The sequence below is a fragment of the Pikeienuella sp. genome, assembly GCF_046290545.1.
GTDB lineage: Bacteria > Pseudomonadota > Alphaproteobacteria > Rhodobacterales > Rhodobacteraceae > Pikeienuella.
In genome coordinates this window covers 208387-221304 of sequence record NZ_JBKAGV010000008.1, presented here as the reverse complement: position 1 = coordinate 221304, position 12918 = coordinate 208387, and the positions used below count along the sequence as shown (strand labels likewise).

General features: G+C 70.0%; 12 protein-coding genes and 2 pseudogenes. 6 read left to right on the top strand and 8 right to left on the bottom strand.

Features of this window, described 5'->3' with window-relative positions; all coding sequences use genetic code 11:
- A pseudogene (locus ACE37J_RS07250) lies at nt 1–187 on the bottom strand (hypothetical protein); the annotation flags it as partial.
- Nucleotides 188–202: 15 nt separating this feature from the next.
- Here ACE37J_RS07250 and ACE37J_RS07245 point away from each other — a divergent pair.
- The 6 genes from ACE37J_RS07245 (at nt 203) to ACE37J_RS07220 (ending at nt 4446) form a co-directional block, all read left to right on the top strand.
- Nucleotides 203–1093: an SDR family oxidoreductase gene (locus ACE37J_RS07245; protein WP_409709270.1), complete on the top strand. Its 891-nt coding sequence runs from the start codon at nt 203–205 to the stop codon at nt 1091–1093.
- 56 nt (nt 1094–1149) lie between these two features.
- Entirely contained in the window at nt 1150–1623 is a 474-nt protein-coding gene (locus ACE37J_RS07240) for an ester cyclase (RefSeq protein ID WP_409709267.1), read from the top strand.
- A gap of 66 nt (nt 1624–1689) precedes the next feature.
- Nucleotides 1690–1845: a hypothetical protein gene (locus ACE37J_RS07235; protein WP_409709264.1), complete on the top strand. Its 156-nt coding sequence runs from the start codon at nt 1690–1692 to the stop codon at nt 1843–1845.
- Nucleotides 1842–2048: a hypothetical protein gene (locus tag ACE37J_RS07230; RefSeq protein ID WP_409709261.1), complete on the top strand. Its 207-nt coding sequence runs from the start codon at nt 1842–1844 to the stop codon at nt 2046–2048. Before ACE37J_RS07235 ends, ACE37J_RS07230 begins: the two co-directional genes overlap by 4 nt.
- Nucleotides 2045–3238 carry an iron-containing alcohol dehydrogenase gene (locus ACE37J_RS07225; RefSeq protein ID WP_409709258.1) on the top strand — a complete coding sequence of 398 codons (1194 nt, stop codon included), beginning with the start codon at nt 2045–2047 and terminating at the stop codon, nt 3236–3238. Before ACE37J_RS07230 ends, ACE37J_RS07225 begins: the two co-directional genes overlap by 4 nt.
- A complete protein-coding gene (locus ACE37J_RS07220; RefSeq protein ID WP_409709255.1) occupies nt 3235–4446 on the top strand; it encodes an MFS transporter in 1212 nt (403 codons plus the stop codon). The genes ACE37J_RS07225 and ACE37J_RS07220 overlap by 4 nt, the downstream gene beginning before the upstream one ends.
- 277 nt (nt 4447–4723) lie before the next feature.
- On the opposite strand, the pseudogene ACE37J_RS07215 reads toward ACE37J_RS07220, so the two are convergent.
- The 7 genes and pseudogenes from ACE37J_RS07215 to ACE37J_RS07185 form a co-directional block, all read right to left on the bottom strand.
- Nucleotides 4724–5355 (bottom strand): annotated as a pseudogene (locus ACE37J_RS07215) (tyrosine-type recombinase/integrase).
- Nucleotides 5356–5645: 290 nt separating this feature from the next.
- Complete coding sequence (locus tag ACE37J_RS07210) at nt 5646–5984, bottom strand: DUF736 domain-containing protein (protein ID WP_409709297.1); 339 nt, start codon at nt 5982–5984, stop codon at nt 5646–5648.
- A gap of 480 nt (nt 5985–6464) precedes the next feature.
- Entirely contained in the window at nt 6465–7010 is a 546-nt protein-coding gene (locus tag ACE37J_RS07205; RefSeq protein ID WP_409709252.1) for a hypothetical protein, read from the bottom strand.
- 126 nt (nt 7011–7136) lie between these two features.
- Nucleotides 7137–8054, bottom strand: coding sequence for a DUF2493 domain-containing protein (locus ACE37J_RS07200; protein ID WP_409709249.1), 918 nt, complete (start codon nt 8052–8054; stop codon nt 7137–7139).
- Nucleotides 8055–8286: 232 nt separating this feature from the next.
- Nucleotides 8287–9330: a toprim domain-containing protein gene (locus tag ACE37J_RS07195; RefSeq protein ID WP_409709246.1), complete on the bottom strand. Its 1044-nt coding sequence runs from the start codon at nt 9328–9330 to the stop codon at nt 8287–8289.
- A 109-nt stretch (nt 9331–9439) separates the two neighbouring features.
- On the bottom strand, nt 9440–11590 hold the full coding sequence (locus ACE37J_RS07190) for a ParB/RepB/Spo0J family partition protein (protein ID WP_409709243.1): 2151 nt from the start codon (nt 11588–11590) through the stop codon (nt 9440–9442).
- Nucleotides 11591–11709: 119 nt separating this feature from the next.
- Complete coding sequence (locus tag ACE37J_RS07185) at nt 11710–12897, bottom strand: DUF932 domain-containing protein (protein ID WP_409709294.1); 1188 nt, start codon at nt 12895–12897, stop codon at nt 11710–11712.
- Between the last annotated feature and the right edge of the window lie 21 nt (nt 12898–12918).

The window sequence follows — 12918 nt, the reverse complement described above, 5'->3', positions numbered from 1 at the left end:
ACACGTCGGCGGGGTCGCCCCGCCAGTATGCGGTCAAGGCGACATCCAGCACCTCGCCGGCATCCATCGTCCGCGGGCGGCCGCGTGAAGGTTTCGGATTACTGTCACTCATATTAATACCAATCGGTATTTTATATCTTGACGAGGCCGTCCAGATATTCGTACCGATTGGTAACAGCACATTCAAGCAGGAGATCGCAGGATGGCGAGCGCAGAGGCGAGAGTCGGCCGAACGGTGGCGATCACGGGGGCGAGCAGCGGTTTCGGCGAAGGGGCGGTGCGCGCCTTCGCGGACCGGGGCGACCGCGTCTGGGCCACGATGCGCGACGCGGCGGGGCGCAACGCCGGCAAGAAAGCCGCGCTGGAGGCGCATTCCGCCAACATCTCCATCATCGAGATGGACGTGAGCGACGACGCCTCGGTCGCGGACGGTTTCGCCGCGATCCTCGCGGAGGGCCCCGTAGACATCCTGATCAACAACGCCGGCGTCATGTATCTCGGCCTCACCGAAGCCTTCAGCGTCGCGCAGGCGCAGGAGCAGATGGAGACGAACTATTTCGGAGCCGTCCGCGCCATGCAGGCCGTGTTGCCCGGCATGCGGGCGGCGGGCGCGGGGCTGATCATCAACACTTCATCACTGGTCGGGCGCATCTCGCCGCCCTTCTTCGGAACCTACACGGCCACCAAGCACGCGCTGGAGGGCTATTCCCAGGCGCTGCGCTACGAAGTTTCGCCCTTCGGCGTCGACATCGCCATCGTGGAGCCCGGTCCCTTCGGCACAGGCCTTCTGAGCGCCGGCAAGCCGCCCGCGCGGGCGGATGTCCTCGTCTCCTATGGCGATCTTGCGGGCGTGCCGACCGCAATGGGCGCGCATTTCGCCGCGCTCCTGACGAGCGAAGGCGCCCCCGATCCGCAATGGGTGGTGGACGCCTATCTCCGGCTTGCAGACATGCCTCCCGGCAGGCGCCCGACCCGCACGGTCGTCGGCATGACCTGGGGCGTCGACCGGATCAATGCGGAGACCCAGGCGTTGCAGGACGCCATCCTGAAAGAAATGCAGCTTGATGGCGTGCTCCGGGGAGCCGACGCCTGACTGGCGGGCTACCCGGCCCCTAAGCCCCCTTCCCGACAGAGAAAGGACCATCGTTCATGACTCGACCGCTTGCAGCCCTCGTTCTCGCCGCTTCGACCCTCGCCGGCCCCGCCCTCGCCGGCGACATCGACACGGTGCGCGCCTTCTATTCCGACATCCTGACCGACCCGGCGGGGACGACGGAGGCGCGCTACTACGAAATCTTCTCGCCCGATGTCATCTCGATCCCCGCTCCGCCGGGCGGCGAGGGTGCGCAGGGCATGCTGAACACCATCGCCTTCCTCGGGCAGGTCGTTCCCGACCTGACGTGGGAGCCGCAGGAAATCATTGACCTCGGCGATGGGCGCTTCGTGGTCCGCAGCCTTTTCCGTGGCACGCCGGTGGGCCCGTTCTTCGGAGTCGATCCAGCCACCGGCAAGAGCTTCGAGGCCATGTCCATCGACATCGTGACGGTCGAGGACGGGCGCATTGCGCTCACCTATCACCTCGAAGACTGGACCGGCGCCGTCGCACAGCTGACGGCGGAGTGACGACGCCCGGTCCCCGCGCCGCCGGTCGGAGCGCGGCCGGCGGCGGTCGCCATCGAGAGACGCGGGATGACCTTCGAGACCGATCCGCACAAGGTGCAGAGGATCGCAAAGCGAATCGGCGAGAAGCTGACGGCGGGCGCCTCGCGCGGTATCGGGCTGCTGGAGACGCCGAAATCGAAAGGTATGATCCAGATGGAGGAAGCGCCACGATCCTCAGGGTGAAGTTCAAGGCGGTCCCCGGCAAGCAGTTCCCGGTCCGGCGCGAATTGCCGCATCTTATCCGCGCGGCCCGCGAGCAGGCCGGCATTCGCTTCGCCAGCCGGGAGGTCGCTGTGGGGGGTCAGGAATACGTTTCGCCGGCCGAGCGGCGGTCCGCGATCGGGGCGGCGGCTTCGCGCGAGTTAGAAGAGGCGGAGCGCGCATGAGAAACCGGGCTCCCGACGAGGCGACGCTCCTCGCCCCGCAGGACTGGGCGCTCCCCGTCCCCATCACCTACGGCGCGGGGCGGCTGGCCGAGATCGGGCGGCGCTGCGCCGCGATGGGCATGCGGAGGCCGATGGTCGTCACCGACCGGGGCAGCGCCGCGCTGCCTTTCGTGGCGCGGCTCAGTGATCTTCTGGCCGACGCTGGGCTGAACACGACACTCTTCGCCGACATCTCGCCCAACCCGGTCGGCGAGGAGATCGGAGCGGGGTGCGAGGCGATCCGGGCGGGCGGCCATGACGCCGTCATCGCCATCGGCGGCGGCAGCGCGATGGACGCCGGCAAGGCGATCTGCCTCGCCGCGGGGATCGAGGCCGACCTCTGGGCCTTCGACTTCGACCGGCCGCCGCCGGTCCTGCCGCCCGGCGTCGCCTTTCCGCGCCTCGTCACGATCCCGACGACGGCGGGGACGGGGGCGGAGACCGAGAGCACCGCGATGGTCACTCATGCCGGCAAGGGCATGAAGTTCTGCCTCTGGCACCCGCAGCTGAAACCGTCTCTCGCCCTTCTCGACCCGGAGCTGACGGTCGGCCTCCCGCCGAATCTCACGGCCTGGACGGGGGCGGACGCGCTGACCCATGCAATCGAGGCGTTCCTCGTTCCCGGCTATCACCCGCTCTGCGACGCCGCGGCGCTCGAAGCGCTCGGCCTCATTGCGGCATGGCTTCCGGTCGCGGTGCGCGAGCCGGGGAACATGGCTGCGCGCGGGGGCATGCTCATGGGCTCGTGCCTCGCCGGCATCGCCTTCCTGAGGGGCCTCGGCCTCGTCCATGCGATCTCGCACATGGTCGGGGCGGAGTTCGACACGCATCACGGCCTCACCAACGCGATCCTGCTGCCCGCCGTGCTGCGCTTCAACCTGCCGGGGATGGAGGAGAAGACCGCGCGCATGGCCGAGGCCATGTCCCTGCCGAGCCGCTCGGTCGAGGTCTTCATCGCTCATGTCGAAGCCCTCCTCGACGAAATCGGCATTCCCCGCTCCCTCGCGGAGATCAGCGTTCCGGAGGACTGCGCCGCCCGCATCGCCGGAAAGGCGATGCAGGACGCCGCCGCCCGAACGAACCCGCGCGCCGCGAGCGAGGCCGAGGTCCGCGGTCTCGTCGAGGCCGCCATCGCGCAGAGCCGCAGATGACCGGGCTCCGCACTGAAGACCATATCGCGCGGCCGGTCGGGCTCCGCGCGCTCGCATTTGCAACGCTCGTCCTTTGCTCGGCCTTCGGCGAGGCTTCGACCGGCCTGCTGGTCCCGGCGATGCCGATGATGGGCGAGGTCTTTCGCGCAGGCCCCGCGACGGTCCAGCTCGCCATCGTAGCGTTCGCGGCCGCCTTCGCCGTCGGGCAGCTCGTCTTCGGCCCGCTATCGGACAGACGCGGGCGCCGTGCGGCCCTGCTGATCGGGGCGGCGCTCGCCCTCGCCGGCTCGCTCGCCGCTGCGCTGGCGGGCGATCTCTGGATAATCATCGCCGCGCGGTCGGTTCAGGGTCTTGGCGCCGCCGCGGGATATGTCACGGCGCGCGCCATCGTGCGGGACGTCTACGGGGCGGAGGGCGCCGCGGGGGCGATGGCGCTCCTCTTCGCGCTGATGTCAGCCTGCTTCCTGCTCGCGCCGCTCGCCGGAGGCCTGCTGCAGGACTTCGGAGGCTGGCGGGCGGGCTTCGCGGCCGCCGCCCTTGCGGCGATGGCATGGCTCCTTTCCGCTTTGATGATCCTGCCAGAGACGGGGACCAAGCGGGCAGGGCAAGAGGTCGAGGCCGCTCACCGCGTCTATCTCGGGCTCTTTCGTCATCGCGAGTTCCTCGTCAATATGGCTGTCCATGCGATCGGCTATGCTGGCCTCTACTGTTTCGTCGCCGGAGCGCCGTTTCTCCTGATCGAGGGGCGCGGCCTCGCGCCCTCTGGATACGGCGCGCTTGCCGCGCTCGCGATGTCCGGTTTTCTCGCCGGCGCGATGACGGCGCGCGTCGCCATTCCCCGCTGGGGGCGGACCCGCACCATCTCGGTCAGCCTAGCGATCATGCTCGCGGCCCCCGCGGCGCTGCTCGGCGCGGGGGTCTTAGGTCTCGATTCCACTCCGGCGATCACGGCGCTCCAGTTCGCCGTCTGGTTCGGCGGCGGCCTGCTCGCCCCGAACACGGCGGCGGGCGTGATGATGGCGCATCCGAACGCCGCCGGCGCCGCCGCGGCGGCGCTCGGCTTCGTGCAGATGCTGGCGGCTGCGGCCGCGGCGCTGATCCAGGGACTGATCTATGACGGGACGGTGTTCCCGGTGGCCGGCTTGCAGCTTCTGCTCTCCATGACGGCGTGGATTGTCTGGAGGCGGTCGCTGTCCGTGAGGCGCTGAGCGCCTTTGAAGCGCGTCGCTGCGCTCAGGCGGTGTCTTTGAGCGGCGGTCGGGTATTGTGGTTCTCGAATTGACTTGGGCTCAGGCATTCTGGCGATGAGAGCGGGCGCAGGGGTGCACGCCAGGTGTAAAGGATCGAAACACCGCGAAAACAGGGCCTGCGGGCCATATCCCGGATTGCGAGCGCAGGAATGTCCGACCAGGGAGCTGCACGGCAGAAGGATCTAGAGTTGGTAAGCGGCGGATATGGGCCGCCTGTGCGAGGCGGCCTTCCATCTCAGATCTCCACTGCTTCGGCGATGGCAAGCGCGTCTTCGATCTCGACGCCGAGATAGCAGACCGTGCTGTCGATCTTGGTGTGGCCAAGCAGGAGCTGGACAGCGCGCAGGTTGCCGGTCTTGCGATAGATCTGCGCCACCTTAGTTCGACGCATCGAGTGGGCGCCATGGGCGCCGGGCTCAAGGCTGATCGACGTCACCCACTCGCTGACAAGACGCGCATAGTGGCGCGTAGAAATGTGGAGCGGCTCGTGAAAGCGGCCCGGCCAAAGAAACTCTTGCCCGATCATCATCGGATCTTCGAGCCATTGACGGACGGACGTCCGCGTTCCCTCCATCAACTCGAAGCGCACCGGTTTCCCGGTCTTGCTCTGCAGAATTGAAGCGCGCTCCTTGACTTGCCCGGCGGCGTAGACGTCCGCAACCTTCAGACGGACGAGATCCCACCCCCCAGTTTGCTGTCGATCGCCGTGTTGAAGCGCGCCAGGTCACGGACTTTCTGCGCGATCTCCAGCCTCACGCGGATCGACCACACATGCTTGGGCAGCAGCGGGCGCTTCTGGCCGACAATCCGTCCCTTGTTCCAGGCGGGGCGGCGAGGCCGAATGGCGGGAAGGTTCGCAATGCGCATGAAGGATACTCCGATCCGACCCTCCCCCTCGCATCTCCAACCCGAGGTGGGGCCGCCAAGATACCACTGATGAACGGCGCTGCACAGAATGGCCGGCTCGAGCCCTTCTCGCACCTTCGCGTGTCCCGCAGAACTTAGCATGAGGGCTAAGAGCGGTCGTTCGCTGCAGCTGGGACGAATGTCAGCTCAGCGCGGTTTGCCTCAATCTCACTTCGCCTGCGCCACGGCGCTCGGCCCGGGCGTTCGTTGGCCCGCCCCGCCCGGGTGGTGCCGGGCGGGGCGGTTCGCGGTCAGTCGCCGTTGCGACGGTTGGTGGGGCGGGACCAGATGAGGGAGAAGGTCTCCTCGCCGCCCTCGATCACGGCGTCGTCGAAGAGGTTGGCGTAGATCGGCGCGGTGAAGCTCGGGTCGTCGAGCTTGAGGCTGAGATAGTCGCGGCCCTCGGCCGAGCGCTTCGACCAGGCGGCGCCGATCTCGGCGCGGCCGACGAAGACGCGGTGCGAGGGGGCGTTGGCGGTGGGGACGCTGTCCTCGGGGACGATGCGCACGCCCTTGGCCTGCACGCTGAGGGTGACGATCTCGCCGGCGTATTCGGCGCCGGTCTTCCGGAAGGTTCCGATGGTGGCCATGTCGTTGGTCTCCTTGCTGTCCGAGCCCGCGCCCATCGCGGCCTCGATGGCGATCGTCAGGACCGGGGCGATCCGCGGACGCAGTCCTTCGGACCCGGAGCATCGCGGAGGACGGCGGGACCGGATTTTCTTGCCCCGCGAGGAATGGCGGATCCGTCGCTTGAGACGGGCCGCCAGGGGAAGAAAGTCCGGGCGCGCCGTTGCGGCCCGAGGATCGAGGCGTCAGCCGGTCCCGGTCAGATCAGCCACGGAGAGGTCCGCGAGGGACGGGGGCGTCAGCCGGGAGAGACGATCACAGGCTGCCGGACGCCCCGGCAAGACCGCGGCGACAGGCGTCGCGCGAAGAGAGGCCCCGGCGTGCCGGCGGCGGGCGTCGCTTGCTTCGGAACAGGTCCCCGCCAGCGCCAAGCCCTCCAAGCGCGGCTTCGTTAGGCGTCGGAGACAGCGTTGTCGCGCTCCGATTCGGCCCTTGGGCCGCGCCTATCTCAGCCTCGGTCGGCGTCCCTTTCTGACCGCCCGATCTCGCCAGCGGACGTTACCCCGTGATCGGAGGGTGCGGAGACCGTCCCCCTCGCCCGTCGCAGGCCGACCATCGCCTTCGGCGATCTCCGCGATCCCTTCCGCCCCGGACCACCCGGCGATGCGGGCCCAGGCCGCGGCGCCAATGACCAGCGCGCCGAGACCGGCGAGGATGAGGGAAGCGGTCTCGCGGGCGCCGGTGAGCGCGGCGACGCCTCTGGTCATGTGGAACCCGGCCAGACCCGCCGGGATGGCGTAGACGAGACCGATTGCGAGCCGGAGCGGCACGGACCGGACGCGGGCGAAGACGACCTCGCCAAGGGCGGCGACGACGCCACCCGCTGCAAGGCCGCCGATTATGGCGACCAGTAACCCGTGGTCGTCGGCATGCAGCCAGAGGGCGGCGGAGAGGCCGATCCAGAATGGAAGCGCATAGACGGCGAGGGTGAACATCAGCCAGCAGATCGCGCCGAGGCCGAAGGCGGTGAGAAGGGTCGAGGCCAGCATGGCGGGGCTCCTCCAACAGGGGATCGCGTCGCCACCACCGCCAATTGACGCGTCGACATATTAGCAGAGTCGCTCCCGCGCCGGAAGCGTCCGGCGCGGGCGACAACCCGGCTTTGCCGGCTCCGTTCAGGCTGTCGGCCGCACGGATCGGAAGTCGAAGAGCGGGATGCCGAGGCCGCGGGCCTTGTCTGCGAGGTTGTCGGTGATGCCGGAGCCGGGGAAGACGATCAGCCCGATGGGAAGCACTTCGAGGAGCTGGTCGTTGCGCCGGAACGGCGCCGCCTTGCCGTGGCGCGTCCAATCAGGGCGGAAGACGATCTGCGTAACACTGCGGTTGTCGGCCCAGGCGGCGGCGATGCGTTCCGCGCCGCGCGGGGAGCCGCCATGCAGCAGCACCATGTCGGCATGCTTGGCCCGCACGCGGTCGAGCGCGTCCCAGATCGCGGCGTGGTCGTCGCACTCGGCGCCGCCGGTAAAGGCGATCTTCGGCCCCGCCGGCAGGAGCGGCTCGATTGCGGCCCGGCGTCGAGCGGCGATGTGGTCACGGCTGTCGATCAGCGCGGCGGTCAGTCTGCGATGGCGGACATGGCTTCCGGCGCGCGGGCGCCAGATCTCGCCAAGATGGGTTTCGAATCCCTCAGCGGCGAGATCGCGCATCACCTCCCAGGCGTTCCGCCGCTCGATCAGCGAAAGTCCCTCGGCGACCAGGGTCTCAAGCTCCACCGAGCGGATCTCGGAGCCGTCCTGTTCCGCCTGCGCCCGGCGCTGCGCCTGCTCATTGGCGTCGAGCTCATGTTCAACGCGGGCCGTCATCCGGTGGAAGAGGTCGGTCACCCGCCAGAGCACATCCTCAATGTCGGGCTCGAGGCGGGTGTCGCCAAGCGTCGCGACCAGCGCGTCGAAGATGTCGGCGACGGCGCCCTGCAGGGCCTCGGGCTCCGGCAAGGGGCGCGGGTCGGGCTCGTCGGCGAAGGGGCGGTGGCCGTAGAGTTGCAATTCGTCCAGCACGATGGCGGTTGTGGATCGGGTCTGGATGTCGGTCATGGTCGGGTCTTCCCGTCTCTCCGGCCCGCGCCTCTCGCGGGCCTTCCTGGGCGACGGGCAAGCAGGGGCCGGGCGGGCCTGCACCGCCGCGCATGCGGCGGCCGGAGCGGAGCGGAGGACGGCTCGCCGTTGCGGGGCCGGCCGGGCTCTGCTCCGTCTCGCCCGCTCTCGGAAGGCCCGAAGGCGCGGTGCTGACGGGGGGAATGAGCCTGAGCCCAGCGTCCGTGCCCGGTCAGCCCGCGGCAAGCGCGTGGAGACGAGCTGCGTCGTCGGGCGCAAGCTGCGGACGGAGATGCGCGCGAAGATCGGCGAGACCGAAGGCGACCAGGTCGTCGTTGAAGTCGCCGAGACGAGGGAGGAGGCGGATCGCCTCGATCCCATTCGAGACAGCGCGGCCGGCGAGCGCCTCCGCCGCAGCGTGGCCCGCCTCGTCGCGGTCGGCGGCGACGTAGAGTCGGCGGAGCGCATCGGGCAGGATCAGGGCCGCGAGATGGGTGGCGGAGAGCGCGGCGACGACCGACAGGAACGGCAGGGCGGAGCGGAGCGCCAGCATGGTCTCGAGCCCTTCGCCGGCGGCGAGGATGTCGGTTGCGGTTCCGATGCGCACGCCCGCGCCGATGAGCCGCCCCATCGCCTTGCGCGGCGGGATCGCCGGCGCCTTGCCCGCGCTGTCCGGGTCGAGCCAGGTGCGATGGAGACCGGTCATGCGTCCGTCGAAATCGGCGACCTTCGCCAGCAACGCCGGCCAGGTCTCGGGCGGGGCGGTCGGCGACCGGCTCTCGCGGACATGGAAGCAAGCGGGGTGGAACCTCAGCGTGGGAAGGTCGCCAAGCCCAACGATGCCCCGCCCGGCGAGATAGCGCTCGGCCAGCGTGCCAGAGATCGGCCGGCCGATGGCCCAGAGCCGTCTTGCGGCCTCGACCGATCCGGCGGGCGAAGGCGAGGCGCTGGACGGAGCGATCAACGGACGCGGCAGGTTCAGGAACCGGCGCGCCTCTTCGAGCGCATCACGCAGCGTGGCGCAGCCTTGATTGGCGGCGATCAGGTCGATCAGGTCGCCGAACTCGCCGGTCGCCGCATCGGTCCATTTGCCGGCGGCGCCCGGTCCGGCGGTCGGGCCGGTCAGGCGGACATAGAGGCTGCGGCCCGTGGAGCCGTGGACATCGCCCGCGACCCAGTAGCGGCCCTGCTTCCGGCCATTCGGCAGGTAGTGTCGGCAGACGGCCTCGGCCTCTTCGGCGAGACGGCGGGCGAGAAGGGCGGCGGGGCTTTCCATCGGCGGCGCCTCGGATCGGATGGCGGCGAAAGAGGGGTCCACCGTCGCCGGCGGACCCCAGGCGTCCGGGATCGGAGAGGCGGGGAGCGACCCCTCCGACCCCGGCGGATCACTCGGCGGCGGCCCTCGAGAAGGCCTCGCCAGCGACCGAGTCATCTTCGCCCACACCCTCCGGATCGCCCATGGCCGTTTCACCGCCGTCGATGTCCGATCGCGCTACGCCGTCCTCCGGCTTGGCCTCGACCGCGGCGCCATCCGCCTCGACCAGCTCGATCTCCGGCGCGTCGTCCTCCGCCAGGGGGGAGGTGCGGAGGAGTTCCGGCAGCCAGCCGGCGCCTTCGAGCAGCGCCTCGGCCGCCGCCGCCATCTCGGGCTTCTTCAGTCCCGCGATCCGCTCGGCCGCCGCCTCGCCCTTCGCCTCGCGCACCGCCTCGAGGATGCGGGCCTTGGTGACCCGGCCGAGATAGGACTCGGTCGAGACCGTCCAGCCCGCCCGGCTCATGTCGAGGCCGAGCGTCGCCGCCAGCGCGTCGCCATGCGCCAGCGCGCGGGGCCGGCGATGGTAGGGGTCGTGCACCGCGTTCACCGTCAGTGAGACGCAATGGGCGAAGAGCGCCGCGCGGCTCTCGGCGTCGAAGCCGGTCAGCGCCTCCCAGAGCTCTTCCGGGGCCGCGGGCAGGCGCGCCGCCCAGTCCGCATGCCGCGCCTCGATCGCCTGCGCATAGGGCATGTCGCCGAGACCGGGGGCCTGAGCGCCGAAGACCGCGCTCCGCGGTTCGATCTCGACGCAGCTGTCGAGCCCGTAGCGGTGGAAGAGCCGGAGCGCCAGCGCATGGAGCGCCGCGAGCATCGCGACCTCCGGATCCCGCGCCATCGCATCGCGGAGCGCGACGGTGCGATGGGCGGTGAGCTCGGCGACCAGCCGGTCGGATAGCGGCTTCAGCCCTTCGTCCTCGTCCTCCTCGACCGGGGCCGCCTCCGGCGATACCGCATCGTCGTCGCCCCTCGACGCCGCGACTCCATCGCCGCCGGCATCGGCCGTACCCGTCTCCGCCGCCGCCTCAGGCTCCGGCGCCGGCTCGTCCTCGGGGCGGACGAAACCGCGCTCGACCCGCAACCCGCCGGAGGCGTCGATGCTTACGAAGGCCCCGGCGCGGGCCTGGTCCTCGGGGTCGAAGCGCAAGGGCCGCGCCTCGAGCGCTTCCAGCGCCGTCTCGATCTCGCCGAGCCGGATGTGGACCGCCTCCGGCAGCTCGGGATCATCGGCATGCTCAGCCTCGAGCGCGTCCATCTCCGCGCGCAACGCCGCATGCGCGGCGACTTCCTCGGCGCTCATCGGCTCGGCCTCGCCGCGCAGCCGCCGCATCCCCCAGCTGTGCCCGTAGACGAAGTCGGTCGCGACCTCGACCCACTTCCAGCCCTCGGCCCGCACCGCCTCGGCCTCCTCCGCGAGCTTCTCCGAGACCATCAGGTCGAGGAGCCCCGCATCCTGCAGCCAGCCGCCGTCGTCCTGGCTGAAGAGGTCGCGCATGATCGCGCCGCCGGCCTCGACGTAGGCGTCGAGCCCGACAAACTGCGCCCGCTTGTCCGAGGCCCGCACCGCGCCCTCGGTCAGCATGCGGCGGATCTCGTGCGGGGCCTTGCTGTAATGCCGCTGCAACGCCTCCCAGACCTGTTCCTGCCGCTCCGGGTCCGGATTGACGGTGAAGGCCATCAGCTGGTCGAGCGTCATCGCCTCCTCGGCATAGGCTTCGAGCAGCGTGGGCGCGACGGCGGCGAGCTTCAGCCGCTGTTTCACCACCGCGGGGGCGACGAAGAACGCCGCGGCGATCTCCTCCTCGCTCCGGCCCTTCTCGCGCATCGCCTGGAAGGCGCGGAACTGGTCGAGCGGATGCAAGGGCGCGCGCTGGACGTTCTCGGCGAGGCTGTCCTCCTCCGCGAGGCCGTCGGTGCGCACGATGCAGGGGACGGGGGCGTTGCGGGCGAGCCGCTTCTGCTTGACGAGGAGCTCCAGTGCGCGGTAGCGCCGGCCGCCCGCCGGGATCTCGAACATGCCGGTCTCGGCGCCCTTGTCATCCAGCACCGGCCGGACGGTGAGCGAGGCGAGGAGCGTCCGCCGCGCGATGTCCTCGGCCAGCTCCTCGATCGAGACGCCGGCCTTCACATGCCGGACGTTGGACTGGCTGAGCGTCAGCCTGTCGAAGGGAATGTCTCGCGATGCGCTGAGGGTGATCTTCTGCGTCTGGGTCTTCCGGGCCATCTCTCGTCTCCGCGACGGGCCGGCCGGGAGCCTCTCTCCCGACCTCCGAACCCGTCACGAGGAACACGGCCCCCCTCTCCCTCCGAGGCGGGCCGTGCATCGTCCGGTCGGGGCGCCGCTCAGGCCGCGCGGTCCAGCAGCACCTTCGCCTTGCCCTCCATCGCCAGCCGCGCATCCTGATGCGGCTTGGTCCGGGCGACCGCCGTGATCCCCTGCACGAAGTCGAAGACGCTCTCCGGCGGGCGGCCTTCCTCGGTGAGGACCGTCTCGACGATCCGCCCGGTCTCCGCCTTCGAGAACCCGCGCCTCCGCAGGAAGTCCTGCCGGTCGTCGTCCGTCCGTGCCACGATCTTCTCCCGAGCGGAACGAACGCCCTCGATGAAGGGCGCTGGCGAGGACTCGGCGAAGCGGGTGAGCGCCGGGGCGGCCTCGTGAGCGAAGCGGTTGGCGGCGTATTTGGAGTGCCGGATCGTGATCTCCTGGAAGTCCTCGACGCCCCAGAGGTTGCGGTTCTGGCAGACCGCGCGGAGATAGAAGCTGGCGATGCCCAGCGTCTTCGCGCCCACCTCGGAGTTCCAGCAGTAGAAGCCCCGGAAATAGAGGTCCGGCGATCCGTCGGGCAGGCGCCCGGCCTCGATCGGGTTCAGGTCGTCGACGAGGAACAGGAACACATCGCGGTCCGAGGCGTAAAGCGTGGTCGTGTCCCTGGTGACGTCGACCATCGGAGTGTAGACGCCGGTCGACCAGTCGAGCACGCCGGGCACCTTCCAGCGGGTGTCTCCCGTGCCGTTCCCGGCGATGCGCCGGACGGCGGCGACCAGCTCGTGGTCGTAGATGCGCCCGTAGTCCGGCCCGGTGACGGCGCGGAGCTCGGTCCGGCCGTCCTCGGTCTCCAGCGTCTTGACCTGCTCGGCGCGGTGGTTGGTCAGCCCGTACTGCAGGTTGATCCCCGCCAGCGGGGCCGGGAGCTGACGAAGATAGGCCGCCGGCGCGCCGACAAGGCTCGAAAGCTGCCCGAAGCTCCAGTGCGTCGGCGCGGCGGGCGCATCGGCGCCGGGCAGGACGAGGCCCAGACGCTCGGGGTTCTCACGCTCGGCCTCGACGCGGATCGCCGCGCTCTCCACGGTGCGCGTGCGGCTGCGCTCGGCCCTGCCCTTCACCGAAGCGAAGAGATCGTCGAGCGAGAGATACCGCTCGTCATCCGGCCGGTTGAACCATTCCGACGAGACCCGCCCCACGCGCTCGCCGCGCGACGCGTCCACCCTGTAGCCGTCGGCTGCGTCACGGCCGCCGTCCAGAACCTGCATATCCATCATTCGTCTCCCGGG